A 23,214-nucleotide genomic window follows, 5' to 3' on the forward strand; every position below is an offset into this window, starting at 1 on the left:
TGAACAGGGGGGCGCATCCCACGACCCCAGCCGCTACAGTGAGCCGGCTCCCCCCGCCGCTCTCTGTCGAGGCCGATGACCCGATCGCTGCTGACCGCCTCCTTGGCGATGTTGCTTGCCGCCTGCGGCCAGTCCTCCACCGTGCCCGATGCCGATGGCCGCGCCGTCGATGCGCTGGTCGACGCGCAATTCGATGCATTTCTCGCCAACGATCCCGAAGCGATGACCGTGCTCGGCATCGACAGTCCGGATTCGCGCGTTGCCGCTGGCCGTCTGACCGACGCATCGCTGGTGCACCGCGCCGAGTTGCGCGACACGCTGGCCGCCAATCTGGCCGCGCTCGACGACATCGACGACGACGCGTTCGCGCCGCAGCAGCAGCGCACGCTGGAAATGGCGCGCTGGTTCTACCGCAGCCAGGCCGATCTGCTCGGCTTCGACTGGTCACCCGCGTGGTTGCCACTGGGCACGAATCTCTACGCCGTCGACCAGCTGTCGAGCATTCCGATGTCGCTGCCGGGGTTCTTCGAAAGCGCACAGCCGGTGACTGGCGCGGCCGAAGCACGCAATTACGTCGCGCGACTGCACGCGGTGGCGACCAAGCTCGACCAGGTGGGCGACAACCTCGACCTGCAGGCGAGTCACGGCGTGGTGCCGCCACGTATCGCACTCGAAGGCGCCGCCCTGCAGATCCGCGATCTGGTGCGCGTCGGCGTCGACAGCAGCCCGTTCGTGCAGGCCTTCGCACGCAAGCTCGATGGCGCACAGGGCATCGATGCCGCACTGCGCGAAGAGTTGCTGCGCGATGCGCGCACGGCGATCGAGGACGCGACGCTGCCGGCCTACGCGCGCCTGCTCGCGCGCATTGAAGCCGCCATCGCCACGCAGAATGCCGACAACGGCGTCTGGGCCCTGCCCGACGGCGACGACTACTACGCGGCCGCGTTGCGCTGGAACACCGGCGTCGGCATCGACGCGGCCCAGTTGCATGCGCTTGGCCATGACGAAGTCAGCCGCATCCGCGGCGAGATGGCGGCGATCGTGCGCGACCGCCTGCCGCTGGCCGAGGTCGAGACGACCCCCGCTTCAGACAGCGTCGACACTGCGACCGAAACCGTTGTTGCGAGCGTGTCCGACGCGGATCGCGAGGCCTTGCGTGCATCGGTCCAGACACGCCTGGATGCGATCGAGGACGCACTGCCCGGCTACTTCAACGCGCTGCCGACACAGCCGCTCGAAGTCCAGCTGGCGCCGCCCGATGCGACCGGCAATGCCGCGGTCTATTACGTGCCGCCCGGCGGCGATGTCCGACCCGGCGCCCTGGTGCTCGATGTCGCGCAGGTGCGCGCCCTGCCCGAAGGCGGACTGCCGACGCTGGTCTATCACAACGGACTGCCCGGCCATCATCTGCAAGTCGGCCTCGCCCAGGCGCAGGTCGCGTTGCCGCGGCTGCGGCGCAGTCTGGCGCCGACCGCGTTCACCGAAGGCTGGGCGATGTATGCCGAACGTCTCGCGGTCGAGATGGGTGTCTACGACGACGATCCGCAGGGTGATCTGGGCCGCCTGCGCGCAGAACTGGTGCACGCTGCGCGACTGGTCGTCGATACCGGCCTGCATTCCGAACGCTGGACGCTCGCGCAGGCGCAGACCTATCTGCGCGACGTTGCCGGCATGAGCGAAGCGCAGGCGCGCAGCGAGGCGCAGCGTCAACTGGTGCGCCCGGGTCGCGCGTGCGCACACACGGTCGGCCTGCACACTCTGCTCGCGCTGCGCGGCCATGCGCGCCAGTCACTGAAGAAGCGGTTCGACCTGCGCGCGTTTCACGGTGTGCTGCTGGAGAACGGCGCGCTGCCGCTGGATGTGGTGTCGCGCGCAGTCGATGCGTGGATCGCCGCGTCGAAGATCGAGGACGAAGGCGGCGCCGGCTGAGCCAGCGCCGCGGTCACTCGGACAGCAGCTGCTTGACCTCGACCCGCAGCGTGCGGCCACCTTCGATCAACCAGGCACGGCCGTCGACGACGATGCCGTCGCCGACATGCGCTTTCTCCACCAGACCGTCCTCGACGGCGCCACCCGACGCCGCATCGAAGCGCACCTGTTCGGGCATGCGCGACACCGGCTGCGGCACATCGGGACGCAAGGCAGCCGGCCGGCCTTCGACGTTCGAGACCATGTAGCCGTTCGGACACGGCGCGCGCACGCAGCGGATATTGCTCAGGTGCACGCGGAACACGCCTTCGGCGAGACGCACCTGGCCGTTCGGCTGCGAGGGCACGGTGTGGGTGCCCGCAGGCAGTGCGATCTCGCGCTCGGCGACCGGCTCGGCGTCGACGACGCGCTGGGCCGGCTGGCTCGCGCAGGCCGCGGCCGTCAACGGCAGCAGGACCGCGAACAGGATCCGCATACGGCGCGCACGCGCAGCCGACAGACGCGGTCGTGCAAGCATCCAGGCCGCCATCCCTTGCGGCTTCATTCGATCGTGCATGTCCCCTCCCGGGCTCCCGGCCCTGCGCCGGCACGCGCATGATGCCGGCCCACATGTTTGAAGAACGCAAAGACGCCGGGATTCAGGCCGCGCCGCGCTTCCGCTATACTCCCGCGTCCGTGCCGGAGTGGCGGAATGGTAGACGCAGCGGACTCAAAATCCGCCGCCCTTAAAAGCGTGCGGGTTCGAGTCCCGCCTCCGGTACCAGTCGATGGCCCGCGCATGCGGGCCGTTGCCGTTTCAGGGCCTGTCGCGAGCTCCTTTTTCCGCGTCGATCCTCGCATCGCGCACCGGTTCGCTCGGCTAGCATGCCGGCATGTGCCTGATCGCCATCGCCTGGAACACCCGTCCCGACCTGCCGCTCGCGTTGATCGCCAACCGCGACGAATTCCATGCGCGCCCGACCGCAGCCGCTGCGTTCGATCCGCAGCATCCGGAAGTCTACGGCGGCCGCGATCTCGTGCAGGGCGGCAGCTGGCTGCTGGCCTCGTCGCGACGCCGGCTCGCCGCGGTGACCAATGTGCGCGCCGGCGTCGCGCCCGAAGCGGCTGCGCTGTCGCGTGGCTGGCTGGTGCGCGATTTCGTGCAGGGCGACGCATCGGCGGCCGACTTCGCACGGAGCCTCTCGGAGACGGCGCAGGACTACGGTCGCTTCAATCTGCTGGTCTGGGATGGCGACGCGCTGTGGTTCGCCAGCAACCATCCGCGCTTCGATGCCGCGCCGGTCGCGCCGGGCCTGCATGCGATGTCGAACGGCGCCTTCGATGCGCCGTGGCCGAAGAGCACCGCGGCGACGCGGACGCTGGCGGACTGGCTGGCGACGACTGCACCCGCTTCGCCGCTTGCGCCGATCGACGATGCATCGTTAGAACCCCTGTTCGCCGGGCTGCGCGATACGCGCACGGCACCGGATGCAAGCTTGCCGGAGACCGGTGTCGGGCTCGCGCTTGAGCGGCGGCTGTCGCCTGCTTTTATCGAAGATCCGCAGTACGGGACGCGGTGCAGCAGCGTGGTGCTGGTGGACCGGGAGGGCATAGTGCTCTGCGAGCGGCGTTTCAATCCGGATGGCGAGGCGATCGAAACGTCGCGGCAGCGGTTGGCATCGCGAACGCGCTAGCGCCTGCGTCCATTCGCGCGGATCAGGATGTCATCGACCGCGGTGGCACCGATCACTCAGTTCGAGGTCGCCTCACATCGCACCGGCGCATCGTTTTCCAGCGCCTGTTCCCAGCCGTTCGGATTGCGCGTGGCGACGGTGTTGTTGATGCAGCTCTCGCTCTCGCCGGCCTGACGTGCAGTCATCGGTCCCGACAGTCGTCGTGCACCATCATTCGCCGGCGTCGCAGCTGGCAGCGGCGCGCCCGCACTGTCGGGTTGCGCGAGCTGTGCGGCGTCTGGATTCGGCGCTTCGATCACCGGCTCTGGCTGCGCGACGGGCGCATACGCGGCAGGCGCCGGTTCGACCGGTGTAGCGGTCTCGATGGGTGTCGTGTCGGCCGGCGCGGGCGCCTGTTCGACAACCGCTGGCGGTGCGTCGTCGAAGCGGTCGCGCAGCATGCCGCCGATCGCATCGGCGACGAGGCTGCCGACCAGCACGGCGAGCGCGATCGGCAGGAAGAAGGCCCAGGGGGATACGGCATCACGGTCGTAGCGCATCGACGGCTCCAGTGACCTCGTGGACACACCGGCATCTCGGAACGCCGGATATGCGAAAGGCCCAGTCTGCCGGATTTTGCCGGCCGGCCGGGCCTTCCAGTGCCGGAGCGTCTGCGGTTGGCCTTGCGCCTTCCGGATCTGCTTCGACGCCTGGAAGCTAGTGCCGGAACCGTTAGCGAGCCGTCAAAACCGGCAATCGTCCATCGGCAGACTCAGGGACGTGGCCACGGCCACCAGCCACGCCCGGTCAGGGCATAGCGATCGGCGGCACGCTCGAATCGGTTGCGTACGCTGACCCCGCCGAACAGCAGATACATCGGCAGGAACAATGGCCCGAGCACCATGTACTGGTACACGTGTGCGCGTTCGTGGTCGGCCAGCTGGATCGGCGCGTCTTCGCACCACGCGGCGCGGTGCGCGTAGGTCGTGCAGCGCACGTCCAGCGAATCGCCGGTGTGCAGGATCACGTTGCCGAACGTGATCGCCCCGCCCGGCCCCCAGGGCCAGCGGTCGAACACCAGTGCGAGGTCGTCGCGACGCCAGCGGCAGTGCGCACCGAACGGCAGCCCCGCAATACCGCCGACCAGTCCGATCAGCGTGTTGGGCACCGTCCACGTCGCGCCGAGCACCAGTGCCGCGACGCGCACGGCCGGATGCACGCTCAGCCCTCGCCTTCCGGCATCAGCATCCACAGCAGCAGGTAGACGAACAGACCGGGGAATGCGGCCGACACCACCGAGATGATGACGAACAGCGCGCGTACCACGGTCGGGTTCCAGTCGAATCGCCGGGCGATGCCGCCGACGACGCCGGCGAGCACGCGATCCTCGCGCGTGCGGCTCAAGGTGGGCGACGTCGCCATCAGCGCGCACACCCGGAACGCAGGCGCGTCATGCGCGCTGCGCCAGCCAGTCGTGGATCGCCGACGGCACCTGCGTCTGCGCGCGGCCCGACACGTAGATGCCGATATGCCCGCCACGGAACGACAGTTCCGAATAGTCCTGCGTGCCGACGAGCCCGTGCAGCGCACGCGACGCGTCCGGCGGCACCAGATGGTCCTGCTCGGCGAAGATATTGAGCACCGGCATCTCGACCAGCCCCAGATGCACTTCGCGATCGCCGATGACGATGCCGCCGTTGACGAATCCGTTGCCCTGGTAGAACTGCTTGATGTACTGGCGGAAGGTCTCGCCGGCCTGGTCGGGCGAATCGAAGATCCACTTTTCCATGCGCAGGAAATCTTCCAGCGCCGGCGCATCGTCGAGGATGTCGACCACACCCACGTACTTCTGCACCAGCAGGCGCCACGGCTTCAGCGTGAGGTAGCACGCGTTCATCATGTCGGCCGGCACGTTGCCGAGCGTGTCGACGAACAGATCGACATCGAGATCGCGCGTCCAGTGCGCGAGCATGTTGTCGTCGGTGTGGAAATCCACCGGCGTGACCATCGTGATCAGATTGCGCACACGCTCGGGATGCAGCGCGGCGTAGCTCAGCGCGAAGGTGCCGCCCTGGCAGATGCCCAGCAGGTTGATGGCATCGAGTCCGGCGCTGCGACGCAGATGATCCACAGCGCCACCGAGGAACCGTTCGATGTAGTCCTCGAGCATCAGGAAGCGATCGGAGCGGTCCGGGTAGCCCCAGTCGAGGATGTAGACATCCTCGCCGCGCTCCAGCAGACCCTTCACGATCGAACGGTTGTGCTGCAGATCGACCATATACGGCCGGTTGACCAGCGCGTAGGCGATCAGCAGCGGCACGCGCGCGGTCGGCGCCTTCTCGCCGATGAAGCGGTACAGCACGACCTTGCCGTCGCGCCAGACTTCCTGCTTGGTCGTCGCGCCGTAATCAAAGTCGCCGACCTCGCGCAGCGTGCGCAGACCAGCGCCCAGCTTCTGCTGGACGCGTGCGGCTTCGTCGGCGATGCGATCGGGCGTGATGTGCAGTGGTCCGGCCATGGTCAGCGCTTCCCTTTACGCGGCTTGCCGCCCTTGCCCTGCAACGGCTCGGGCGCGATTGGAATCGGCGAGATGAAGCCGAGGTTGGGCAGGCTGGCGACGCGTGTCGGCGACCGCGCCGTCTTGCGCGACGCGCGCGCCGGCGTGGCAGGTGCCGGCGTCGTGCGACGGGCGGATCGCGTGCTGCGCGCGGATTTTTTCGTGGCCGCGGCAGGACTGCGACCGCGGGTGTTGGCTGCCGAACGCGACTTCGCTGCCGGCGCGGGCTTCGAGACGGCCGTCTTCGCAGGTGTTTTCTTTGCGACAGCCTTCTTCGCCGGCGCGACTTTCTTCGCAGGTGCTTTCGTGACGGCGCGCTTGGCCGTGGCCTTCTTCGCGGCGACTTTTTTAACTGCGGTCTTCTTGACCGCAACCTTCTTCACCGCAGACTTCTTCGCAGGCGCCCGTTTCGTGACAGCCCGCTTCGCAGCCGGTTGCGCCGGCGCTGCGTCCTCTGCCGCAACACGTGGCTTGGACGAACCCGGATCGGGCGTCGACGTCACGACACGCGTCGCCCCAGCGGGACGACGCGGCGATGCGGTCGAGGTGGCGGTTGCATGCGCACCCGCGCCATCGACAGCATCGAGGCGATCCCGCACGCGGCGCAGCGCGCGTTCGAGATCGGCGATCTTGCGATGCGCGCCATCGAGCTCGGTGCGCGTCGGCAGGTCGAGCACGCGGCAGGCCTGTTCGACTTCGCGCTGCACAGCCTGACGCAGACGCATCTGGCCGCCGACCATGTCGGCATAGGCCTTGCGGAACGCCGGCGACAGCGCAACGTCGGCATACGCCTCTTCAGCGGCGTCGATCCACAGATCGAACAGCGCGCGCGGCGTTTCGATCGGCGTCGCCGGATCACGCGCAGCGAGCTTGCGTTCGAAGATACCGAACGCGGCCGTCGAGGCCTGCGTCAACAGCGTCTGGTAATCCTGCTGGCTGCGCTGGTGGTCGGCGAACGCACGGCCGAGCTGCTGCCAGCGTTCCTGGTGTTCGCGCGTCAGGCCGAATGTCGGCAGCGAGAACGCATCGCGTCCACCGCCGCCCATCACCTGGCTTGCGCCTGCCGCGTCGAGCCAGGGCTTGAGCCGCTGCAGCCACGTATCCCAACCTTCGATGCCCGGCCCTTGCAGACTGCCGAACATCTTGCCGACCGGATTGCCGCCCATCGCTTCGCGCCAGGCGGCGGTGATCGCCTCGGGCGATGCCTCGCGGCCCACGAATCCCGCAGCGACGCGCTGCACCTGTTCGAGCCAAGGCCCCGCCATCGACTGCAGGTGACGCAGTGCATCGGTGCCGGCATCGGACGGCTGTGCGGCGCCCTTGAACCACTGCGACGGATCGCCCCACGGCGGCGCACCTGCGCCCGCTGGCGCGGCACCCATCGGATTCCAGTCATTGCCCGGCATCGTGCGCTGCAAGGCGTCGCGCCACGCATCCCAGTAGCGGCGCGCGAGGCGCTCCAGATCCGCGACCTGCGCGTCCGGTCCCTGTCCCATGTTGAACATCGTCGACTCCTGCGAACCGCGTTCGATCATAGCAACGCCGCGCGGCGCCGACGGGTCAGAACTTGGGAATGCGCAGCGTCTTGCTCACCATCATCGCGCCGGACGCGGCGAACACCAGCACCAGCGGATGCAGCAGCCACGGTCCGAGACGCACTTCGCCCAGCCACAGCGCCTCGCCGATGCTGCCCTGCCAGGCGGCGACCGCGAGCAGAACCACCAGCAGCAGGCTCGACGGAATCGGCGTGCCCTCGAAGAACTTCACCTTGTCACTGCCCTGCGACAGGGTCTCGGCGGTCACGTTGTAGCGCGCGAGGCGGCTGACGCCGCAGCAGACGAAGCCGGCGAGCACGAGCACATCCCAGCCGCCCTGCATGCCGCAGGCGTAGGCCAGCGCGGCCGGCGCCACACCGAAGGAGATAACGTCGGCCAGCGAATCGAGCTCCCGGCCCAGCGTGGACGCGACCTTGCGCCAGCGCGCGATGCGGCCATCGAGCGCATCGAAGATGAAAGCCAACGGGATCAGCGCCATGCCGACCAGCAGATCGCGCACGCTCCCGTCCTGCAGATAGCGCATCGCCGCGAACACCGCGCCGGTACCGCAGAAGGCGTTTCCCAGCGTGAACCAGTCGGCCAGCTGGAAGTCGCGGAGCATCGAGAAGTGGCGGGGTCGGGACATCAGGGCTCCAGGGGAATGGCGTCGGGCGATGGTGCCGGGATGGCCCATGCAGCTGCGTGAGTATTGACACGAAGATATCAATTAGATATCAAACTCGAAACCCATTCGAGGACGCCGCGATGCAAGAGAACCCGATCCGCTCCCTGCCCGGCATCCCGGTCCTGCTGGTCCAGCTGGTGGTCCTCGCCCTGTGCGCGTGGACGCTGACGGGCACCGGCGGGGTGCTGCCGGTCGTCGCGATCGTCGTCGCCCTGGCGACCGCGTTCACCCTGATCGGCCACTACATGATCGAGCCAAACCAGGCGGCTGTGCTGAGCCTGTTCGGCAAGTACGTCGGCACGGTCAAGGACGCCGGCCTGCGCTGGAACAACCCGTTCTTCACCAAGAAGAAAGTCTCGCTGCGCGTGCGCAACTTCGAGAGCGGCCGGCTCAAGGTCAACGAACTCGAAGGCAGCCCGATCGAAATCGCCGCGGTCATCGTCTGGCGCGTCGTCGATTCGGCCGAGGCCGTGTTCAACGTCGACGATTACGAGAGCTTCGTGCACATCCAGTCCGAAGCGGCGCTGCGCGCGATGGCGACGAGCTATCCCTACGACCAGCACGAGGACGACCAGATCTCGCTGCGCAGCCATCCCACCGAGATTTCCGATCGCCTCAAGGAACACCTCGACGAGCGCTTGACCGCGGCTGGCGTCGACGTGCTCGACGCGCGCATCAGCCATCTCGCCTACGCACCGGAAATCGCCCACGCGATGCTGCAGCGCCAGCAGGCGAACGCAGTCATCGCCGCGCGTACGCGCATCGTCGCTGGCGCGGTCGGCATGGTCGAAATGGCGCTGATGGAGTTGCAGAAGAGCGGCGTCGTCACGCTGGACGAAGAGCGCAAGGCGGCGATGGTCAGCAACCTGCTGGTCGTGTTGTGCGGCGATCGCGGCACCCAGCCGATCATCAACACGGGCTCGCTGTACTGATGGCGCCGCATCACCTCGCCGCGATCGTGTTCGCGCTGATGGCGGTGCCAGCCTTCGTGTCCGCGCGCTGGCTGGTGCAGGGCCGCCTCCCGCTGTCGAACGGCAGCGGCGGCATGACGGTGCGCGACAAGGCCGTCCTGGACAACAAACTCGCACGGCTGCTGCGCATGATCGGACTGGCGATGCTGGCCACGGCGCTCGGCCTCGCGCTGTGGGGCGATCAGGAACGGCGCCTGCTCGCGTTGATCGTGGTGATGTTTCTCGCAGTCAACGGCCTCGCGGCCGCGTGCATCTTCACCGTCGCCAGCGCCAAGCGCCGCGTGCGAGGCGGTCGCGGGTGAGCGACAAGAAGGCCTATCCACTGCGCATCAATGCCGCGATCCTCGCGGCCGTGCAGCGCTGGGCCGACGACGATCTGCGCAGTGCGAACGCGCAGATCGAATTCCTGCTGCGCGATGCGCTGCGACGCGCGGGCCGTATCGCGCCGGCATCCGAATCCGAAGTTTCGAAGGACACAGGTCATGAGTGAGCGCTGGCAGTACAAGGTCGAGGAAATCAAGGTGAGCCTGCTGGGCGGGATCAAGCCGACGGACATCGAGGCGCGCCTGCAGTCGCTGGGACTGCAGGGCTGGGAACTGGTCAACGCCGTGTACGCCGCACCGGTCGGCCCTACCCTGCTGTTTCTCAAGCGACGCGCATGAGCGCAGCCCTCGCCACGCCGCGTCCGCGGCAGGACCTGCGCATCGCGGTCCTGCTCGCCGCTGCCGCTGCAGTCGCCACGCTCGCGGTCATTCCCTACCTGCTGCAGATGGATCCTGCGCGCATGACCGGCGGCGGCGCGATCGCGCTGCCGGCGCTGATCGCGATCCAGGCGATGTCGATGTTCATCCTGTGCGCGCTGCTCGCGTGGAGCGGTCTGCGCATGGGGCACCGCGTCGGACTCGGCGCGCCATTGCTGCAGCACTGGGTCAGCCGGCATGGCGACGCGCGGATCCGCGATCGCAAGCCGTGGCAGACGATCGGCCTGGGCGTTGCGGTCGCGATCGCGATCCTCGTGCTGTCGCGCGTGTTCGATCCGCTGCTGTTGCCGACGACGGAGATCCGGATGACCGACATCGCAGGCGCGCGCAGTGCGCTGTACGGTCTGATGGGATCGTTCTATGGCGGCATCGTCGAAGAACTGCAGCTGCGCCTGTTCCTGATGACGCTGATCGCGTGGGCCGCAACATGGTTGCTGCGCAGGCGCGCCGGCTTCGACGGCACGCTGTCGCCGCGCGTCGCATGGGCCGCGATCCTGATCGCCGCGCTGCTGTTCGGACTCGGCCATCTGCCGGCGGCATCGATGGTCTGGGGCCTCGACGCGGGCGTCGTCGTGCGCACGCTGTTGCTCAACGGCATCGGTGGCGTCGTGTTCGGCTGGCTGTACTGGAAGCGCGGTTTCGAAATGGCCGTGCTCTCGCATTTCGCCGCCGATCTGGTGCTGCATGCACTTGTGCCGCTGCTGCTGCCGCAGGGCGTGCTCTAGTCACCCACCTACGGCTTTCCTGACGGCGCGCACCGGCATCGCTAAGCTGGACGCATGCATCCCCATCCATCGTCCCGCCTCCTGCTCAACACACTCGCCATGGAACTCTGGCCCGCGCGCCTGCTGCGGGCGCGCAGCAATCGTGATGCGCGGGTGCTGTCGCGTGCGACGCAGGTGCTGCGGCGCAAACGTGATGGCGCGTATCTCGCAGCGGTGCTGCCTGAAGGCGTGATCGGGCTGATGCCGCGCTGGCAACGCGAGGCCGGCATCGATGATGCGCTGGACCTGATCGATGCGAGTACGTCGCATGCGACGCACGCGGCGACGCCCGATCTGCCGCTGTCGCAGGTCGAGGCCCGGCTCGAAGCATTGGGTCTGGACGCCGACGACTACGCCGCGCGCACCGGACTCGAGCTCGTCGCCGAGCCTGCCTGGCTGGCGTTCGCCGGTGTCGACCGCTATCGCCGGCCCTTGTGGCTGGAGTCGAACACAGCGCGCGCCTGGCACGCGCTGCATGCAGCAGCCGCACGTGAGGGCGTCGCGCTGGATGCGGTCTCCGGCTATCGCAGCCACGATTACCAGCTGGGCATCTTCGATCGCAAACGCGCGCGCGGCCTGTCGCTCGACGCGATCCTCGCCGTCAATGCGGCACCCGGTTACAGCGAACACCACGCCGGCAGCGCGCTGGATATCAGTGCGCCGGGTGAGCCGTCTGCCGAAGAATCTTTCGAGAGCACGGCGGCATTCGAGTGGCTCACGCGCCACGCCGCCGACCATGGTTTCACGATGAGCTATCCGCGCGACAACCCGCACGGCATCGTCTACGAACCCTGGCACTGGCGGTACCGGTCCGCCGCCGACTGAGCGACTGCTGCGCCGCGATCAGCGCCGCAGTGCGGCCACAGCCTGCAGCAGCCAGCCGAGCATCGTCAGCATGCCGCCCCAGGGCGCGAAGAACGACGGTCCGCCGAACAGGTGCCGCGACACCAGCGCGCCGGCGAACAGCAGCGTACCGATCAGCAACGCGACGAGAGAGGCCAGCTCGATCGTGCCGCGCACCGCGCGACCCAGCAGCACGAGCGCGATGCCGTGGCCGAAGGCGAATACCGCCGCGGTCTGCAGCGCGGTGCGCGCATCGCCGTCGACGGCGTGTGCGGCGTAGGCCGACAGTCCGACGGACACACCCGCCAGCAGCGCGCCGGCCGCGACCAGTCCGCCCATGTGCCGCGCATTGCGTCCGGATCCGATTCCCATTGCCTGCTCCGTTGCCACGTTTGCGGCGCGATGCGGACCGCGCGCAGGAAAACAGCGGCCCTGAAACGACACACGCCGCATCCCGGAGGATGCGGCGTGCGATGCACAAGCTGCGCGAGTGCGCCTGCTTACTCGGCCGGAGCCGCCGCAGGTGCCTCGGCCGCCTCGGCCGGCGCCGGGGCTTCAGCCGGAGCCGGCGCTGCCGCCGGTGCAGCGGCGGCGGGTGCAGCATTCGGATCACGCAGCGTCCAGAACACCTCGAACTCGCCGTTCTCGGTGAACGCGGTATCGATGCCGTTGACGTAGTTCTCGTACGGACGGTCGGTGACTTCGTAACCCTGCGTCAGTGCCCAGGCGCGGACGGCGTTGCGGACGTTGTCCAGCTCGGCCATGAAGCCCTTGTAGTTCGCCTTGGCGACGCGGGCGCGCGGCAGGAACACGGATTTCACCGGACCCAGCAGTTCCAGACCGGTCAGTTCGACGGCGTCGGTGGTCGGTGCGGCAACCGGCGGCGCGGCGGCAGCGGTCTCTTCACCCTCGCCATCGGCAGCAGCCGGTGCAGCAGGCGTGGCCGGACCGGCACCGCGCTTGCGGACCGGCAGCGCGATGTCGAACGTGTAGGTCTCGCGACCCAGCTCGGTGGTGATGATGCGCAGCGGACCGGCGGCCTCGAGGTTGTTCGCGGCCATGGTGCGGTTGATCCACTCCACGTTGGCCTTCATCGAGTCCTGGATGATCTGGTTGTTGCGCTCGACGGCGCCGGCGGCGACGACCAGCAGGTTCTCGGCCGGACGGTCGGCGGCGGCCAGGTTTGCCAGCGTGCTGCCTTCGGCGCGGTAGTCGACGTTCGGCACCGCGGCCAGCATGTTGGTCAGACGACCCAGGCCCAGCTTGATGCCGTCACCGATGTTGCGGCTGACGTACAGGCCGGCGAAACGGCCCAGCAGATCCCAGCCGTAATCGACGCTGTAGGTCTGGGTGATTTCGATGTTGCGGTTGTTGCGACCGGTCGGCTTCAACGTGAAGGTGGTCGTCTTGTTGTTGCCGCGGGTCGGGTTCTCGACCGCGTAGACCACGCGGGCGCCCGGCTCGGATTCGGTGATTTCCCAGCTGCCGTCGCCGACGCGCTTGAGGGACGAGCTGTAGTCGATGCGGGCACCGACGCCGGCTTCGGGACCGGAGACCTTCAGCGTTGCGTTCGGGTCATACGCGGTGACCGGCGACCAGTCCTTGAAGCGGAGCACGCTGTTGAGCGTGTCGAACACGATCGTCTGGCGGCGGTTGGTTTCCGCTGATTCGGTCAGGGTGCGGCTGGAGGGAAGCAGGACGGCCACCACGAGAAACAGCACGGCGACGATGACGCATGAAATCAGCAGTTCGAGCAGACGGGTCATTCAGAGTTCTCCAGGACCAAATCCGGCCTGAGGCGGCACAGACCGGCAATCGTATCAAGTTGCGTGTTACCGGGCGAGTCCAATCAAGCATCAAAGCGCGAGTCGGCCCGACCGGCGCGATGCGCGCCCGCGAACCGCTCACCACGCAGGGCGACGGCACATTCAGCAAGTCGATGTCGGCGCCCGGTGAAGCGGCCGCGTGATGCGGCGTGGCGACCGCGGATGTTCCGCTGCGAACGGGGCTCGGTGCCAGCACTGCCACGCGCCCTTCCAAGGGCGCGCGGGGTCACTCAGACCAGTTGCAGTTCGAAGGCCTAAAGCACAGCGCGGGTGCGGTCGCGCACGCCGAGCTTGACAGGGTGAGCAGGGCCCGCTTGCGAGGCATCGCCTCGCGGGCCACGCAAACGCCCGCCGTGCAACGGCGGGCCGGACATCCTGCCGTCAGACCAGTTGCAGTTCGAAGGCCTTGAGCACGGCGCGTGTACGGTCGCGCACGCCGAGCTTGGACAGGGTGAGCAGGGCCCGCTTGCGAGGCACTGCCTCGCGGGCCACGCGAACGCCCGCCGTGCAGCGGCGGGCCGGACATCCTGCCGTCAGACCAGTTGCATTTCGAAGGCCTTGAGCACGGCGCGGGTGCGGTCGCGCACGCCGAGCTTGGACAGGGTGAGCAGGCCCCGCTTGCGAGGCATTGCCTCGCTGGCCACGCGAACGCCCGCCGTGCTGCGGCGGGCCGGACATCCTGCCGTCAGACCAGTTGCAGTTCGAACGCCTTGAGCACGGCGCGTGTGCGGTCGCGCACGCCGAGCTTGGACAGGATGTTCGACACGTGATTCTTGATCGTGCCTTCGGCCACGCCCAGCGAATTGGCGATTTCCTTGTTGGAGAAGCCGCCGGCCATCAGGCGCAGGATCTCGGTCTCGCGATCGGTCAGCGGGTCCGGCTTGTCGAGACTGACGAACTCGTTGCGCATCTGCTCCAGGCCCGTCAGCAGGCGTTGGGTCACCGCCGGCTGCACCAGCGAACCGCCACCGGCGACGGTGCGGATCGCGCCGACCAGCTGGTCCAGCGACACATCCTTGAGCAGATAGCCCTTGGCGCCGGCCTTGAGTCCGGCCAGCACCAGCTGGTCGTCGTCGAAGGTGGTCAGGATGATCGTCGGCGGCAGCGTGCCCGCGCGCGACAGGGCCTGGATGGCTTCGAGTCCGGACATCGCCGGCATGCGCATGTCCATCAGCACGACATCGGGCTTGCACTCGGGAATCGTCTCGACCGCTTGACGGCCGTCGGAGGCCTCGGCGATCACTTCGATGCCGCCATCGAGCGCGAGCAACGAGCGGATGCCCTGGCGCACCAGGGTCTGGTCGTCGACCAGGCAGACTCGGATCATGGTGCCTCCCATTGCGGATTCATGCCGGCGACTGCGCTTCGCCCCGCCGCGCAGCATCGCGCAGCCCGGTCGCATCCGCCAGCGGCAGTTCCAGTTTGAGTACGAAACCGCGATCGGGCGCGGTTTCCACATGCAAGGTGCCGCCGTAGGCCGCCAGCCGCTCGCGCATGCCGGTCAGGCCGTTGCCGATGCGCGCCGCCTCCGCGCCGCGACCGTCGTCGCGCGCGTCGACGCGGATCGTGTCGCGGTCCTGGCTGTAGCGCAGGCGCAGGAGGCTGGCGCCGGAATGGCGCACGGCATTGGTGATGATTTCCTGCGTACAGCGCAGCAGCACGTGCGCGCGCTCGGGATCGTCGACGACGAACTGCACCGGCAACTGCATGTCGACCTGCAGGCTGGGCACGTGCTCGGCCAGCGGCAGCAGGGTCGCGCGCATGTCGATCGCATCGTCGTCGCGCAACTGGCTCACCGCCTCGCGCACATCGCTGAGCAGCAGCTTGGCCAGCGTCTGCGCCTGCCCCACGTGTTCCTGCGCCTGGCCGCTGGCGAGATGGCTGGCGATTTCGAGGTTGAGGCTCAGCGCGGTGAGATGGTGGCCGAGCAGATCGTGCAGTTCGCGCGAGATGCGCGTGCGTTCGTTGACGCGCACGCTTTCGGCCAGCAATGCGCGGGTCGCGCGCAGCTCGGCGTTGAGCCGACGCTGGTTCTCGCGCGCTTGCGCCTGCTGGTGGGCGACGAAGCCGGTGACGAAGGCGAAGCCGGTGAAGCCGACATACAGCGCTGCCTGCAGCACCGCCTCGGGCCAGGTGAAATCGAAGCCGCGCACGTAGACCGGCACGATGACGAACTCGCAGGCCACCAGCAGCGCCACCCCCACCCACAGCGGCAGCAGCCACGGCAGCACGCAGGCCACGATCATCAGCAGGATGCTGCCCAGGCCGCTCTGGCTGTAATAACTGATCGCGATCGCACTGCCGGCCAGCAGCAGCACCAGCAGCTGGTCGAATGCGCGGACACGGCGCTCGCCGAGCCCGCGGGTGAGCCAGGCATAGCTCAGTCCGAACACCGCCCACGCCGCCCAGCTCGGCCAGCTGTCGAGCGCCACGCGCACACCGCCGTCGGTCAACTGCTCCACCGGCGCCAGCGACAGCATCAGCAACGGCAGGCCGATCACCGCCCAGGTAAACAGGCCGGCGATGCGGAGCAGACGATTGTGGTTCAGATCACGGAGCATGCCGGCATGTTAGGCGCATGTTGGCGCGTCCGGACGGGCCTGAAGTCATGCCGCCGGTGTCGCCGCCGGTCGCCCGGTGGTCCCCGGCATGCAATAATCCGGCCTTGTGCGACGCGCAGCGGCAGGAGCGCCGCAGACCGGTCGTTTCGCGCGTCCATCGGTAGTCTCTGGAGTCTGGAATGTCGATCGTCGTCCGCGACGTGCATGCGCACGAGCTGGATTCCATCCTCGAACTCAACAATGCCGCCGGTCCCTCGATCCTGCCGCTGGATGCGGCCCGTCTTCGCCATCTGCACGACACCGCGGAGTATTTCCGGGTCGCCGAGCGCGACGGGGCGATGGTCGGTTTCCTGATCGGCTTCGGCGCCGGCAGCGGTCACGACAGCAGCAATTTCCGCTGGTTCGAATCGCACTACCCCGATTTCTTCTATATCGATCGCGTCGTGGTCGCCAGCCGCCGTCGCGGCGGCGGTGTCGGCCGCGCGTTCTACGCCGATGTGCAGAGCTATTCCGAGGTGCGCCACCCGCTGCTGACCTGCGAAGTGTTCCTCGAACACGACAACGATCCGGTGCGCCTGTTCCACGGCAGCTTCGGGTTCCGCGAGGTGGGCCAGCACGTGATGCCGGGCACCGACATCCGCGCGTCGATGCTGGTCAAGGACCTGTGCAGCTATGCCTGGGTGCGCGAGACCTACGGCGGCACCCTGCCCGACGAACCCTGGCTGGGCCGCCCCCGCGTGCCTGCCCGCAACACCGAGGAGACGAAAGCCTGATGGCGTCCCGCCCCGCCCCCGCCGCCGATTTCGAACCGGCCGGCGAACTGAAGATCGGCCAGGTCGGCATTGCCAACCTGCGTGTGCGCACGCTCGACGTCGCGCGTCTGGCCGAGGAAATGCGCAGCCGAGTGACGCGCGCGCCCAAGCTCTTCGACCGCGCCGCGGTGATCCTGGATTTCGGCGGTCTGGCCGAACTGCCCGACACGACCACGGCGCAGGCGCTGATCGACGCGCTGCGTGACGCCGGCGCGCTGCCGGTCGCACTGGCCTGGGGCAGCCCGGCCAATGCCTCACTCGCCGAATCGCTGGACCTGCCGGTGCTGTCCAAGTTCCGCGCCCAGTACGAGAACGCCGACGCGGTACCCGCGCCTGCGCCCTCGCGCGCGGCGCCGGAGCCGGCCGCGCCGCCGCCGGCCGCGAAGGCCGCCCCTGCCGCCGCAGCGGTCGAGCCGGGTCTGGTGCAGGCGGGTTCGGTGCGTTCGGGCCAGCAGCTCTACGCCCAGAATCGCGACCTGACCGTGCTGTCCTCGGTCGGCGCCGGCGCCGAAGTCATTGCCGACGGTTCTATCCATATTTACGGCCCGTTGCGCGGCCGTGCACTGGCAGGCGCACAGGGCAGCGCGACTGCGCGTATCTTCTGCCGCAGTTTCCACGCCGAGCTGGTCGCAGTAGCGGGCCACTACAAGGTGTTGGACGATATTCCCCGCGAACTCCATGGCAAGGCCGTCCAGGTCTGGCTGGAGCATGACGAATTGAAGATCGCCGCACTCGAGTGACGGCGACACACCAGGAGATGTGTTTTGGCTGAAATCATCGTAGTCACCTCGGGCAAGGGCGGCGTCGGCAAGACCACCAGCAGCGCGAGCATCGCCATCGGCCTCGCCCGTCAGGGCAAGCGCACGGCGGTCGTGGACTTCGACGTGGGTCTGCGCAACCTCGACCTGATCATGGGCTGCGAGCGCCGCGTGGTGTACGACCTGGTCAACGTGGTGCAGGGCGAAGCCTCGCTCAAGCAGGCGCTGATCAAGGACAAGCGGTTCGACAATCTGTACGTGCTGGCCGCGTCGCAGACTCGCGACAAGGACGCGCTGACCACCGAAGGCGTGGAACGCGTGCTCAAGGAACTCGCCGACGACGGCTTCGAATACATCGTCTGTGATTCGCCGGCCGGCATCGAGAAGGGCGCGTTCCTGGCGATGTACTTCGCCGATCGCGCCGTTGTGGTCGTGAACCCGGAAGTGTCGTCGGTGCGCGACTCCGACCGCGTCATCGGCCTGCTGCAGTCCAAGACCCGCCGCGCCGAGAACGGCGAGCGCGTGCAGGAGCACCTGCTGCTGACCCGCTACAGCCCGGCGCGCGTGGAGACCGGCGAAATGCTGTCGATCACCGACGTCGAGGAAGTGCTGGGCCTGAAGACGATCGGCGTGATCCCGGAGTCGGGCGACGTGCTCAATGCGTCCAACAAGGGCGAGCCGGTGATCCTGTCGGCCGAGTCGAACGCCGGTCAGGCCTACGACGATGCGGTTGCACGCCTGCTCGGCCAGGAGCGCCCGATGCGCTTCACGACCACCGACAAGAAGGGCTTCTTCAGCAAGCTGTTCGGAGGCTGATCATGGGTATGTTCGATTTCCTCAAGCCGAAGAAGAACACCGCCTCGATCGCGAAGGACCGGTTGCGCATCATCGTCGCGCAGGAGCGGACCAATCGCGGTGCCCCCGATTACCTTCCGTTGCTGCAGCGCGAGCTGCTGGAAGTGATCCGCAAATACGTCAGCATCGACGTCGAAGCGGTGAAGGTGGATCTGGTCAAGGACGGCGACCACGACGTCCTCGACATCTCGGTCGCGCTGCCCGAAGAGCGTCAGGCCACCGCCTGAGTCGTACGGGTGGATGCGCCTCGCGACATCGAGACGGCCGACGCGGCCGGACACGTGCTGTGTCTGGCCGACATCGGGTTCGACGCGCCCGCCGCCCTGCTCGCCCGTTACGGGCTGACCCTGCATCACGTGCCCGACGGCGCGCCGATTCCGGGCAGTTACTGGGGCGCGCCGGAGGCCGGCATCATCGGCGTGGATGTGCACGCGCGTGGCGACACGCCGGTGCATTCGCTGCTGCACGAAGCCGGCCATCTGATCGTGCTCCCGCCCGAGCGCCGCGCCGCAGTGCATACCGATGCGACCGATTCGGTCGAGGAAGAGGACGCGACCTGCTATCTGCAGATCGTGCTCGCCGATGCCCTGCCCGGTGTCGGCCGCGAACGCCTGATGGCGGACATGGACACCTGGGGCTACACCTTCCGCCTCGGCTCGGCGCGCGCCTGGTTCGAGCAGGATGCCGAAGACGCGCGCAGCTGGCTGATCGCGCGCGATCTGTTGCCCGCGGTGGACCGCCTGGACGCTGTCGCGCTGTAGACGCGCGAGGCGGAGAACTCGCGTGCGCAAGCGCGCGCAGTCGCATCGGCACATCGACACTTGCAGCTCCGTGGGCGGCGCACTAGCCTCCCCGTTCCCTAGATGACCGGAAGCTGTCCGTGAAACAACGCCACGCCCTGCTCGCCCTCGCCGTGGCCGCGAGCCTGACGCTCGCCGGCTGCAACCGCTCCGAATCCCCCGATGCCGCGACGCCGGCCGGTACTGCCGCGACCCCCGCCGGCGAGACTGCCGACCAGTTCATCGCCCGTGTCAACGAAGAAGTGCGCACGTTGATGCCCGAGCTGACCGCCTCGCAGTGGCTGTCGGCGACCTACATCAACGATGACAGCGGGTTGCTGGCCGCCAAGTACAACGAGCGCTATCTCGCCCAGCTCAACAGCTGGATCGAGCAGGCACGCACGTTCGAAGGCCAGCAGATGTCGCCCGAAACCGCACGCGCGATCAATCTGCTCAAGCTCGGCGCGTCGATGCCGCCGCCGCGCAATCCCGAACACCTCGCCGAACTGACGAAGATTGCGTCGAAGATGGAACGCACCTACGGCACCGGCCAGTACTGCACCGGCGAAGGCGAAGCACGCAGCTGCCGCCAGCTGGGTCAGCTCGAAGACGTGCTGCGCAGCAGCCGCGACTACGACGCGCAGCTCGACGCCTGGCAGGGCTGGCACACGATCGCCCAGCCGATGCGCGCCGACTACACGCGCTTCGTCGAACTCGTCAACGAAGGCTCGCGCGACCTCGGCTTCGCCGATGCAGGCGAGGCCTGGCGCTCGGGTTACGACATGCCACCCGCCGAACTCGCCGCCGAGACCGATCGCCTGTGGAACCAGGTCAAGCCGCTCTACGAGCAGCTGCACTGCTACACGCGTACGCGTCTTGAAGCGCGCTATCCCGGCCGCGGCACTGTCGACGGCGGCCTGCTGCCCGCACATCTGATGGGCAACATGTGGCAGCAGGACTGGGGCAACCTGTGGGACGTGCTGCAGCCCTACCCCAACGCCGGCGATCTCGACATCACCGGTGCGCTGGAGAAGAACTATCAGGCGCAGCTCAACGAGCGGATGGTCAAGGAGAACGCGCTGATCGATTCGGATCGTCGCGCCGACATCGCCCACGCCGCGCAGATCGACAACGCCAGGCAGATGAACGAGCGCGCGCAGGATTTCTACACCTCGCTCGGCATGCCCGCGCTGCCCGCGAGCTTCTGGACGAAGACGCAGTTCATCAAGCCGCGCGACCGCGACGTGGTCTGCCACGCCAGCGCCTGGGACATGGGCGTCAAGATCGGTGAGGGTTCTGATGCTCAGCCGGACGTGCGCACCAAGATGTGCACCAAGCCGAACGAGGAAGACTTCACAACGATCTACCACGAGCTCGGCCACGTCTATTACTACCTCGCCTACAACGGGCGTCCGCCGCTGTTCCAGAACGGTGCGCACGATGGTTTCCACGAGGCGATCGGCGACACCATCGTGCTGTCGATGACGCCGCAGTATCTGCAGTCGATCGGTCTGGTCGGCGAGCAGCAGCAGACGCAGGAATCGCTGGTCAATTCGCAGATGCGCATGGCACTGGCGAAGGTGTCGTTCCTGCCGTTCGGCCTGATGATCGACCGCTGGCGCTGGGGCGTGTTCGACGGCTCGATCACGCCGGAGAACTACAACAGCGCGTGGTGGTCGTTGAAGGCGCAGTACCAGGGCGTCGCCCCGGCCACCGCACGCGGCGAAGAGTTCTTCGACGCCGGTGCCAAGTACCACGTGCCGGGCAACACGCCCTACACGCGTTACTTCCTGTCGCACGTGCTGCAGTTCCAGTTCTACAAGGCGCTGTGCGATGCGTCCGGCCACACCGGCCCGTTGAACGAGTGCAGCTTCTACGGCAACAAGGCGGCCGGCGAGAAGTTCTGGGCGATGCTGGAGAAGGGCAACAGCCAGCCGTGGCAGCAGACGCTGAAGGAACTGACCGGCGGCGAGCAGATGGACGCCGCGCCGGTGCTCGAATACTTCGCACCGCTGCAGACGTGGCTCACCCAGCAGAACGAAGGCAAGACCTGCGGCTGGACCGCGTCGGCCACCGCGCAGTCCCCCGCACCTGCACCGGCCGCGCAGCCGGCTGCACCGGCGCCGACGCAGGGCTGATCCCACATCGCGTGGACTCGAAGAAGGGCCGGCATTTGCCGGCCCTTCTTCGTTTCAGCGGACCACCAGACTCACATCTGGTCTGTCGGCTCCAGGGATGCGGGATCGCGCGGACATCCCGGCGGTCGCGTGCCGCGCGAGAGTTCCCAACGCCAGAACATCCAGCCGACCAGCATGAAGGCTGCCGACGTCACCGCCAGCAGCAGCGGCTTATGGCTGACCAGCGGCGACAGCAGGCCGGCGACCGCGGCGTTGAGCACCAGACCGGTGAAGGCCTGCAGCGACGACGCCGAGCCGCGCTGGCGCGGGTACATGTCGAGGATCGCGAGCGTCAGGATCGGGAATGTCAGCGCGATGCCGAACGAATTGAGCATCGCCGGCATCACCGCCCACGGAATCGCGGGCTGGTCGACCAGCAGGTTGTAGGCGACGTTGAGCGCCACCGCGACGCCGCTGCAGGCGAAGCCGATGTTCGCCAGACGCGTGCCGGTGATGCGTCCCGCTGCGCGGCCCGAGACCCAGGAGCCGATCATCATGCCGCTGATCATCGGCACGAAGAACCAGCCGAACTGGCGTTCGTTGAGGCCCAGCACATCGACCACGAACACCGGCGTGGAGGCGATGTACAGGAACAGCGCCGAGAAATTGAACGCGCCGGCCGCGGCGATGCGCTGGAAGCGGCTGTTCGCGACGATCGACATGTAGTCGCGCAGCAGGCGCTTCGGCGCGAGCGAGATGCGGTGTTCGCGCGGATGGGTTTCCGGCAGCCACAGCCAGACCACGACCAGCAGCACCAGCGAGAACGCGACCAGGAACCAGAAGATCAGCGGCCAGCGGCCCCAGCCCAGCAGCCAGCCGCCGATGATCGGCGCGATCGCCGGCGCGATGCTGAAGATCATCATGACCTGGCTCATCAGGCGCTGGGCGTCATCGCCCTGCAGCACGTCACGGATCACCGCGCGCCCGACGATCAGGCCCACGCCGGCAGACAGCCCCTGCAGCGCGCGGAACGATAAGAGTGTGGTCAGATCGGTCGACAGCGCGCAGCCCACCGACGCCACCACGAAGATCGCCAGCCCGCCGAGGATCACCGCGCGCCGGCCGATCGCATCCGACAGCGGCCCGTGGACGATGCTCATCAGCGCGTAGGCGATCAGATACACCGCGATGGTTTGCTGCATCGCCGCCGGATCGGCATCCAGATCGCTGCCCATCGCCGGGAACGCCGGGAAGATCGTGTCGATCGAGAACGGGCCGAACATCGCCAGGCCCGCCAGCAGCAGGGCCAGCGCGCGGATCGACGGCATGCGTGGCTGTCTCACGCGGACACCTGCCGCGCGCGTGAAGTGAATGCATGGGAAGGCGCCGACGCGCTGGAGGCGGCAGGGCAACAGGATTCGGACATTGGGACACCGGCAGACGTCCGCATTCACGGACCGGGCGCGGCGCGGCGGCCGCCTGGAAGCGCGACATCATAGGCCGGTCGATGCCGACGCCCCGGCAACGGCGCGTTCCGCCGCGCCCCCGCGACACGCGCGAGCGCGCAACGTGGCCGGTATACTGCGCCGCGTATGCAGTGGGAGAAGCGGGCGCTCCTCGTGAGCGTCCCTGCCGTAGGCGCAACCGCCCGGAATCGCTCAGGCCCAGTACCGCTGCAGCGGCAACACTCTGGAGAGACCGGGGGCCCGTCAAGGGCGCATCCGGCGCCGAAGGGGCACGAAGCGCACCGCTTCCAAACTCTCAGGCAAAAGGACAGAGGGGCACGCGGAAGACCGGTGGTCTTGCGCC

General features: G+C 67.9%; 25 protein-coding genes, 1 tRNA gene, 2 pseudogenes and 1 riboswitch. Of the genes and pseudogenes, 15 read left to right on the top strand and 13 right to left on the bottom strand.

Annotation, left to right across the window (positions count from 1 at the left end; all coding sequences use genetic code 11):
- The first annotated feature begins 75 nt into the window (after positions 1–75).
- Positions 76–1,929, top strand: coding sequence for a DUF885 domain-containing protein (locus LU699_RS01815; protein ID WP_232137673.1), 1,854 nt, complete (start codon positions 76–78; stop codon positions 1,927–1,929).
- 13 nt (positions 1,930–1,942) lie between these two features.
- Here LU699_RS01815 and LU699_RS01820 read toward each other — a convergent pair whose 3' ends face one another.
- Positions 1,943–2,446: a hypothetical protein gene (locus tag LU699_RS01820; RefSeq protein ID WP_232137674.1), complete on the bottom strand. Its 504-nt coding sequence runs from the start codon at positions 2,444–2,446 to the stop codon at positions 1,943–1,945.
- A 160-nt stretch (positions 2,447–2,606) separates the two neighbouring features.
- On the opposite strand from LU699_RS01820, the gene LU699_RS01825 reads away from it, so the two are divergent.
- Positions 2,607–2,692, top strand: a tRNA-Leu gene (locus tag LU699_RS01825).
- Between the two features lie 109 nt (positions 2,693–2,801).
- Positions 2,802–3,602, top strand: coding sequence for an NRDE family protein (locus tag LU699_RS01830; protein WP_232137675.1), 801 nt, complete (start codon positions 2,802–2,804; stop codon positions 3,600–3,602).
- 56 nt (positions 3,603–3,658) lie between these two features.
- Here LU699_RS01830 and LU699_RS01835 read toward each other — a convergent pair whose 3' ends face one another.
- The 6 genes from LU699_RS01835 to LU699_RS01860 form a co-directional block, all read right to left on the bottom strand.
- Positions 3,659–4,141, bottom strand: coding sequence for a hypothetical protein (locus LU699_RS01835; RefSeq protein ID WP_232137676.1), 483 nt, complete (start codon positions 4,139–4,141; stop codon positions 3,659–3,661).
- 212 nt (positions 4,142–4,353) lie between these two features.
- Complete coding sequence (locus tag LU699_RS01840) at positions 4,354–4,800, bottom strand: hypothetical protein (RefSeq protein WP_232137677.1); 447 nt, start codon at positions 4,798–4,800, stop codon at positions 4,354–4,356.
- 2 nt (positions 4,801–4,802) lie between these two features.
- The gene (locus LU699_RS01845) at positions 4,803–5,003 is read right to left on the bottom strand and encodes a PspC domain-containing protein (protein ID WP_232137678.1); all 201 of its coding nucleotides are present in this window, start codon (positions 5,001–5,003) and stop codon (positions 4,803–4,805) included.
- 28 nt (positions 5,004–5,031) lie between these two features.
- A complete protein-coding gene (gene phaC, locus LU699_RS01850; RefSeq protein ID WP_232137679.1) occupies positions 5,032–6,099 on the bottom strand; it encodes a class III poly(R)-hydroxyalkanoic acid synthase subunit PhaC in 1,068 nt (355 codons plus the stop codon).
- Positions 6,100–6,101: 2 nt separating this feature from the next.
- A complete protein-coding gene (phaE, locus tag LU699_RS01855; RefSeq protein ID WP_232137680.1) occupies positions 6,102–7,643 on the bottom strand; it encodes a class III poly(R)-hydroxyalkanoic acid synthase subunit PhaE in 1,542 nt (513 codons plus the stop codon).
- Positions 7,644–7,698: 55 nt separating this feature from the next.
- Complete coding sequence (locus LU699_RS01860; RefSeq protein WP_232137681.1) at positions 7,699–8,319, bottom strand: CDP-alcohol phosphatidyltransferase family protein; 621 nt, start codon at positions 8,317–8,319, stop codon at positions 7,699–7,701.
- A 119-nt stretch (positions 8,320–8,438) separates the two neighbouring features.
- On the opposite strand from LU699_RS01860, the gene LU699_RS01865 reads away from it, so the two are divergent.
- From LU699_RS01865 to LU699_RS01890, 6 genes are read left to right on the top strand one after another with little or no spacing between them, the layout of a single operon-like run.
- Complete coding sequence (locus LU699_RS01865) at positions 8,439–9,290, top strand: SPFH domain-containing protein (RefSeq protein WP_232137682.1); 852 nt, start codon at positions 8,439–8,441, stop codon at positions 9,288–9,290.
- Positions 9,290–9,631, top strand: a complete 342-nt coding sequence (locus LU699_RS01870; RefSeq protein ID WP_232137684.1) for a hypothetical protein — start codon at positions 9,290–9,292, stop codon at positions 9,629–9,631. The genes LU699_RS01865 and LU699_RS01870 overlap by 1 nt, the downstream gene beginning before the upstream one ends.
- Positions 9,628–9,819, top strand: coding sequence for a type II toxin-antitoxin system antitoxin (locus tag LU699_RS01875; protein WP_232137685.1), 192 nt, complete (start codon positions 9,628–9,630; stop codon positions 9,817–9,819). The genes LU699_RS01870 and LU699_RS01875 overlap by 4 nt, the downstream gene beginning before the upstream one ends.
- On the top strand, positions 9,812–9,991 hold the full coding sequence (locus LU699_RS01880; protein ID WP_232137686.1) for a DUF4177 domain-containing protein: 180 nt from the start codon (positions 9,812–9,814) through the stop codon (positions 9,989–9,991). The genes LU699_RS01875 and LU699_RS01880 overlap by 8 nt, the downstream gene beginning before the upstream one ends.
- Complete coding sequence (locus LU699_RS01885) at positions 9,988–10,815, top strand: CPBP family glutamic-type intramembrane protease (RefSeq protein ID WP_232137687.1); 828 nt, start codon at positions 9,988–9,990, stop codon at positions 10,813–10,815. Before LU699_RS01880 ends, LU699_RS01885 begins: the two co-directional genes overlap by 4 nt.
- Positions 10,816–10,869: 54 nt before the next feature.
- The gene (locus LU699_RS01890; RefSeq protein ID WP_232137688.1) at positions 10,870–11,679 is read left to right on the top strand and encodes a M15 family metallopeptidase; all 810 of its coding nucleotides are present in this window, start codon (positions 10,870–10,872) and stop codon (positions 11,677–11,679) included.
- Between the two features lie 18 nt (positions 11,680–11,697).
- On the opposite strand, the gene LU699_RS01895 is transcribed toward LU699_RS01890, so the two are convergent.
- From LU699_RS01895 to LU699_RS01920, 5 genes and pseudogenes are all read right to left on the bottom strand, one after another.
- Positions 11,698–12,069, bottom strand: a complete 372-nt coding sequence (locus LU699_RS01895) for a DUF423 domain-containing protein (RefSeq protein ID WP_232137689.1) — start codon at positions 12,067–12,069, stop codon at positions 11,698–11,700.
- A 239-nt stretch (positions 12,070–12,308) separates the two neighbouring features.
- Positions 12,309–13,463: pseudogene (locus LU699_RS01900) on the bottom strand (polyketide cyclase); the annotation flags it as partial.
- A gap of 593 nt (positions 13,464–14,056) precedes the next feature.
- Positions 14,057–14,125 (bottom strand): annotated as a pseudogene (locus tag LU699_RS01910) (DNA-binding response regulator); the annotation flags it as partial.
- A gap of 83 nt (positions 14,126–14,208) precedes the next feature.
- Positions 14,209–14,850: a response regulator gene (locus LU699_RS01915; protein ID WP_232137691.1), complete on the bottom strand. Its 642-nt coding sequence runs from the start codon at positions 14,848–14,850 to the stop codon at positions 14,209–14,211.
- Positions 14,851–14,869: 19 nt separating this feature from the next.
- On the bottom strand, positions 14,870–16,084 hold the full coding sequence (locus LU699_RS01920) for a sensor histidine kinase (protein WP_232137693.1): 1,215 nt from the start codon (positions 16,082–16,084) through the stop codon (positions 14,870–14,872).
- Between the two features lie 179 nt (positions 16,085–16,263).
- Here LU699_RS01920 and LU699_RS01925 point away from each other — a divergent pair, with 179 nt between their 5' ends.
- The 6 genes from LU699_RS01925 to LU699_RS01950 all read left to right on the top strand — a co-directional run bounded on the left by LU699_RS01925 (position 16,264) and on the right by LU699_RS01950 (position 21,426).
- Positions 16,264–16,857 (top strand): GNAT family N-acetyltransferase, encoded by a 594-nt coding sequence (locus LU699_RS01925; RefSeq protein ID WP_232137695.1) that lies wholly within the window; start codon positions 16,264–16,266, stop codon positions 16,855–16,857.
- Positions 16,857–17,636 carry a septum site-determining protein MinC gene (gene minC, locus LU699_RS01930; protein ID WP_232137696.1) on the top strand — a complete coding sequence of 260 codons (780 nt, stop codon included), beginning with the start codon at positions 16,857–16,859 and terminating at the stop codon, positions 17,634–17,636. The genes LU699_RS01925 and minC overlap by 1 nt, the downstream gene beginning before the upstream one ends.
- A gap of 24 nt (positions 17,637–17,660) precedes the next feature.
- Positions 17,661–18,470, top strand: a complete 810-nt coding sequence (minD, locus tag LU699_RS01935) for a septum site-determining protein MinD (protein WP_232137697.1) — start codon at positions 17,661–17,663, stop codon at positions 18,468–18,470.
- Between the two features lie 2 nt (positions 18,471–18,472).
- The gene (gene minE, locus LU699_RS01940) at positions 18,473–18,736 is read left to right on the top strand and encodes a cell division topological specificity factor MinE (protein WP_055248846.1); all 264 of its coding nucleotides are present in this window, start codon (positions 18,473–18,475) and stop codon (positions 18,734–18,736) included.
- A gap of 27 nt (positions 18,737–18,763) precedes the next feature.
- Positions 18,764–19,270, top strand: coding sequence for a hypothetical protein (locus LU699_RS01945; RefSeq protein ID WP_232137860.1), 507 nt, complete (start codon positions 18,764–18,766; stop codon positions 19,268–19,270).
- A 119-nt stretch (positions 19,271–19,389) separates the two neighbouring features.
- Positions 19,390–21,426, top strand: a complete 2,037-nt coding sequence (locus LU699_RS01950) for a M2 family metallopeptidase (RefSeq protein WP_232137698.1) — start codon at positions 19,390–19,392, stop codon at positions 21,424–21,426.
- Positions 21,427–21,497: 71 nt separating this feature from the next.
- On the opposite strand, the gene LU699_RS01955 is transcribed toward LU699_RS01950, so the two are convergent.
- Complete coding sequence (locus LU699_RS01955) at positions 21,498–22,733, bottom strand: multidrug effflux MFS transporter (protein WP_232137861.1); 1,236 nt, start codon at positions 22,731–22,733, stop codon at positions 21,498–21,500.
- Positions 22,734–23,084: 351 nt separating this feature from the next.
- Positions 23,085–23,192, top strand: a riboswitch (glycine riboswitch).
- Positions 23,193–23,214: the final 22 nt, after the last annotated feature.

The sequence above is a fragment of the Luteimonas fraxinea genome, from assembly GCF_021233355.1.
GTDB lineage: Bacteria > Pseudomonadota > Gammaproteobacteria > Xanthomonadales > Xanthomonadaceae > Luteimonas > Luteimonas fraxinea.

Bases quoted from the DNA above. Each gene is read 5' to 3' on its own strand.
- LU699_RS01815 (WP_232137673.1), top strand. From the start codon at position 76: ATGACCCGATCGCTGCTGACCGCCTCCTTGGCGATGTTGCTTGCCGCC.
- LU699_RS01820 (WP_232137674.1), bottom strand. From the start codon at position 2,446: ATGCTTGCACGACCGCGTCTGTCGGCTGCGCGTGCGCGCCGTATGCGG.
- LU699_RS01830 (WP_232137675.1), top strand. From the start codon at position 2,802: ATGTGCCTGATCGCCATCGCCTGGAACACCCGTCCCGACCTGCCGCTC.
- LU699_RS01835 (WP_232137676.1), bottom strand. From the start codon at position 4,141: ATGCGCTACGACCGTGATGCCGTATCCCCCTGGGCCTTCTTCCTGCCG.
- LU699_RS01845 (WP_232137678.1), bottom strand. From the start codon at position 5,003: ATGGCGACGTCGCCCACCTTGAGCCGCACGCGCGAGGATCGCGTGCTC.
- phaC (WP_232137679.1), bottom strand. From the start codon at position 6,099: ATGGCCGGACCACTGCACATCACGCCCGATCGCATCGCCGACGAAGCC.
- phaE (WP_232137680.1), bottom strand. From the start codon at position 7,643: ATGTTCAACATGGGACAGGGACCGGACGCGCAGGTCGCGGATCTGGAG.
- LU699_RS01860 (WP_232137681.1), bottom strand. From the start codon at position 8,319: ATGTCCCGACCCCGCCACTTCTCGATGCTCCGCGACTTCCAGCTGGCC.
- LU699_RS01865 (WP_232137682.1), top strand. From the start codon at position 8,439: ATGCAAGAGAACCCGATCCGCTCCCTGCCCGGCATCCCGGTCCTGCTG.
- LU699_RS01870 (WP_232137684.1), top strand. From the start codon at position 9,290: ATGGCGCCGCATCACCTCGCCGCGATCGTGTTCGCGCTGATGGCGGTG.
- LU699_RS01880 (WP_232137686.1), top strand. From the start codon at position 9,812: ATGAGTGAGCGCTGGCAGTACAAGGTCGAGGAAATCAAGGTGAGCCTG.
- LU699_RS01885 (WP_232137687.1), top strand. From the start codon at position 9,988: ATGAGCGCAGCCCTCGCCACGCCGCGTCCGCGGCAGGACCTGCGCATC.
- LU699_RS01890 (WP_232137688.1), top strand. From the start codon at position 10,870: ATGCATCCCCATCCATCGTCCCGCCTCCTGCTCAACACACTCGCCATG.
- LU699_RS01895 (WP_232137689.1), bottom strand. From the start codon at position 12,069: ATGGGAATCGGATCCGGACGCAATGCGCGGCACATGGGCGGACTGGTC.
- LU699_RS01915 (WP_232137691.1), bottom strand. From the start codon at position 14,850: ATGATCCGAGTCTGCCTGGTCGACGACCAGACCCTGGTGCGCCAGGGC.
- LU699_RS01920 (WP_232137693.1), bottom strand. From the start codon at position 16,084: ATGCTCCGTGATCTGAACCACAATCGTCTGCTCCGCATCGCCGGCCTG.
- LU699_RS01925 (WP_232137695.1), top strand. From the start codon at position 16,264: ATGTCGATCGTCGTCCGCGACGTGCATGCGCACGAGCTGGATTCCATC.
- minC (WP_232137696.1), top strand. From the start codon at position 16,857: ATGGCGTCCCGCCCCGCCCCCGCCGCCGATTTCGAACCGGCCGGCGAA.
- minE (WP_055248846.1), top strand. From the start codon at position 18,473: ATGGGTATGTTCGATTTCCTCAAGCCGAAGAAGAACACCGCCTCGATC.
- LU699_RS01955 (WP_232137861.1), bottom strand. From the start codon at position 22,733: ATGCCGTCGATCCGCGCGCTGGCCCTGCTGCTGGCGGGCCTGGCGATG.